The sequence below is a fragment of the Vibrio sp. 10N.222.46.A1 genome, from assembly GCF_041473595.1.
Lineage (GTDB): Bacteria > Pseudomonadota > Gammaproteobacteria > Enterobacterales > Vibrionaceae > Vibrio > Vibrio tasmaniensis_A.
This window is the reverse complement of record NZ_JBFRSN010001117.1, coordinates 1-740: the sequence shown is the minus strand read 5'-3', so window position 1 is coordinate 740 and position 740 is coordinate 1. Positions and strand designations below refer to the sequence as shown.

Below are 740 nucleotides of genomic sequence, written 5' to 3'. Positions count from 1 at the left end.
GTTGTGCTTATCTTGAAGCATCTGTGCCATCGGCGTTAAATCAGTACGCCTAATACGCTTAGGTGTTTGTTTTTTGTTTTTGTCTTTGTTTCGCTTTTTTACCGAACTAGGGTTTAAGTTGTCGTCTGCTGTTGGTTTTAAGAAGCTAACCAATTTGCCGTTATGCATTCTGAATTTTGTGTTCTTTTGCATGATTGATTTAGCTAGGGCTTTGCGCTCTTCAGGAAGAAGCCTGTAGTGTAAGTATTCTAAGATGACAGAAAGCGGGCAACTGTATAGTTCTCGGCAGTAACCTTTTTTTCCACCAAAGGGACGATGGATATTGAACTGCTTCAGTGACGTAGCGGTTTGGGATTCAATTATACCTGTAATTTTGGGACCTATTTTCACATATCCCACATACTTCCAATCACCGCTATCATCAGGTCGATGCGAGTTTAAGTTACGTAAGCGATCTTGGGTGTTTTTTGTGATGCCCATTTTAAACAGATGAGATCTGTTTGAGTATGCGATATAGAGATATGTTGCTTCTTTATATGCCTTTGCAAAACCTTCATGCCTATTTTTTGCCACAATAAGTATCCAACAACGCGTGATTTTATCAGTATGAAATGTTGGACGTGTGCAATGTCAGCGCATTAACTAGTTAATGTAAATTCCGAGTTAGAATTGATTGATATGTAAGCGGACTCCTCAAATGTTCCTCCACCATACAGGCAAGTTAAAAGTGGCGGCAAAAA

The 740-nt window shown here is 39.5% G+C and carries 1 protein-coding gene; it reads right to left on the bottom strand.

The window, feature by feature from the left end; translation table 11 throughout:
• The coding region (locus AB4496_RS24355) for a GIY-YIG nuclease family protein (RefSeq protein WP_372132354.1) at positions 1-573 on the bottom strand (573 nt) is incomplete at its 3' end.
• Positions 574-740 lie beyond the last annotated feature (167 nt).